The organism is Weissella sp. DD23 (assembly GCF_001579105.1).
Lineage (GTDB): Bacteria > Bacillota > Bacilli > Lactobacillales > Lactobacillaceae > Weissella > Weissella cibaria.
The window spans coordinates 265,868-268,540 of record NZ_KQ970391.1 but is presented as its reverse complement, the minus strand read 5'-3'; the positions used below and the strand labels follow the sequence as shown (position 1 = coordinate 268,540).

1 protein-coding gene is annotated in these 2,673 nt (G+C 48.1%); it reads right to left on the bottom strand.

What is annotated here, in order from left to right:
• Positions 1-2,673, bottom strand: a 2,673-nt coding sequence (locus tag WEIDD23_RS03835; protein WP_082778308.1) for a MucBP domain-containing protein, incomplete at both ends; no start/stop codon positions are given.

The following is a 2,673-nucleotide window of genomic DNA, read 5'->3' as shown; positions in this document are numbered from 1 at the left end:
AACAACGCTTTGTAGCGTATATCCCTTAGGCACATAACTCACAACAGTCTTGTAATCATCAATCGTCTTGTAACTTTCGTCAGTCACCCCGTCGACTTCAGTGATTGCCGTACCATCCGCACGAGAAGCCGCTTTAACGGTTGTCCCGTTATCAGTCTTATACGTTACCTTAGCTGACTGCGCATCGGCTGTAAACCAGTACGTAATCGTGTTGTCACCCATCAAAGCCGTGTATGACCCATCCGCTAACTTGTTAACGCCTGCCAAATCTGAATCAGCCGTTACTAACGTATAACCCGCTGGCGCCGTTGGATCCGTAATCGTCACCGCAGCGTCAGTCGTCAAATTCGTGTTCACGACCGTCTTAAGACCTGGTACTGCCGCAGTACCAGTCTTTTGACCAGCTTCACCTTCAAGGTAGTAATGCGTCGTCAAAGTCGCTGGGTTTGCCTTATACGTGATGATGTGAACTTGTTGATCACCATCGACGTCAGATGCATATGTCTTACCATCTGGGCTACTCAACGGTGCAATTGGCGTCCCACCAACTGGGTTGTTCGTGGCGTCGGCTGTTTCCGCTGCAATTTCAGTGGCTGCCTTACCATCAACCAGCATGGTGTACCCCGGAATCTCATAGCCCGTCAACTTAAAGACCGGGAAAGTTTCACCCGTCTTACCAGTTTGCGTGACAACCGGCTTTGTAATATCAGCCTTGCCCACTGCCTTTGGGTACGTCACCAAAATTGCTTGCTCTTGTGCGTCTTGGGCATAACGAATGTTAATCACCTGATCAACCGTATCGTCATCATCAAAGTAGTTCGCATCGGTATCAATCTTCGTCCAACCAGGAATCTCATTTTCAACCTGAATTGGTGAGTTAGATGGTCCCGTCACTTGACGTGAGGCTTGGCCTGGAATCTGCTTGCCATCTTCATCCACAAAATTAACCGTGGCTTTTTGCGTGGTTGCTAAGAAGTAGTATGAAATCGAATTCGTACCGGCCTTCACCGTGTACTGTCCGTTCGCACCACCTGCTAGACCTGACAAATCTGTATCAGCCTTTTGCAACACATATCCCTTAAACATTGGATCCGTCAACGTAATCACATCGTCCGTGTGCAAATTAGCCAACTTATCAGCAGTTAATGCTGGCACATCGGGCGTCATCAACGCACCATTACGCGTTGACATTTGATATGAATTATCCTTGTTATCCGTATCCAAAAGGTAGTAAATCACTTGCAAAGTGGCTTCATCAGCAACGTAGCCAACCGTAATTGTGTTCGTACCATCAACAAACTTACCAGTGCCCAAGTCAATTCCCAAACGGGTATAACCTGGAATTGCCTTGTTCGTGACTGCGCTCGTATACAAACCATTTGAGGCATAGTCCGCCCCTGTTGTTCCCGACAAGCTAACTGGTGTTGTCCCTGGGACAGCGGTCTTCGTGTAAGTCACCTTGCCGTCCGCATCAACCGTTGCCAAAACATAACGCACTGTTGCTGATTGGTTCGCCGCAATGAAGTGCACCGTAACCGTCTGATCCAATGTCGTATCCGCATCAAACGTTGTGGCAGCATCTGTGCTGTCATACGTATAGCCGGCTGGCGCCGTCTTCATTGCCGCCGTTACCAAGTTTGCCAATGGTGAATTTGACGTACCAGTCAACGTGGTTGGCAAATCTGCCGACATCCCCACAACTGGGTTACCATTCTGGTCAACGTAGCGTACATTCGCTACTTGTGGTGCGGCTTGGTAAGTCACCGTAATCACCGTACTGTTGTTTGAACCAAATACGCCACTGTTGGCAACCGTTACTGCTTGTGGCGTCCAGATTGTTTGACCAGCTTCGTCAGTCTTACCACTATCAACCTTACCAGCGACCTGAGCCGTATCAGTGATAACTGGCTTGCTATAACCTGGCACATCTGGCGTTAATTTCGTTGTGTCGTACGCTTCGCCCGTAACACCTGTCAAAGATGTTGGGGTACCAGCTGGCACAGCCACTGGTGCACCCGTTTGGTCAACGTACTTAATGACTGCTTTTTGGGCCTGGGCAACGTAAATAACAAAGACGTTGTTCTTGCGTGAGTCTGCTGACAGAATTTTTGTTGAAACCGTATTTGCTTCCAACGTATAGTCTGTACCAGCATCATCCAAAGGCGTATCCGTCGCAACGTTCATTGGGTTATCGGACGTGACGTTTCCTGCAGTCACCCACACAAAATCATACCCGGATACTTCTGGGTATAACTGTGCCGATGTCGCTGGATCGGTTGGCATCTTTGTGTTGGCATATCCCTTATAAATAAAGGTATTCGCCGTGCCACTTCCCAATGGGGCAAATTGCGTGTACTTACCATCGCGCAAAGCGAAGTAGTAGATTGTGGCGATAACTGGTTGTTGGGTAAAGTTAATCGTCACCACATCATCGACGTCTGCATTCATCACAGCCGTGGTTGATGTCGCAGCCTTACCGTTCACTACTGGCGCCTTACCATCCCAAGAAAAGCCACCTGTAACGTTTTCAAGTTTCGTTAAATCAACCTTATCGTCAGTAACGCCCGTCATCAAAATGTACGGTGCACCATTAGCATCGTAGTTAATATCGTGACCGTTAATTTGACGCAAACCAATTAACTTCGTATCAATTGGTTTTACCAACCCGGTATT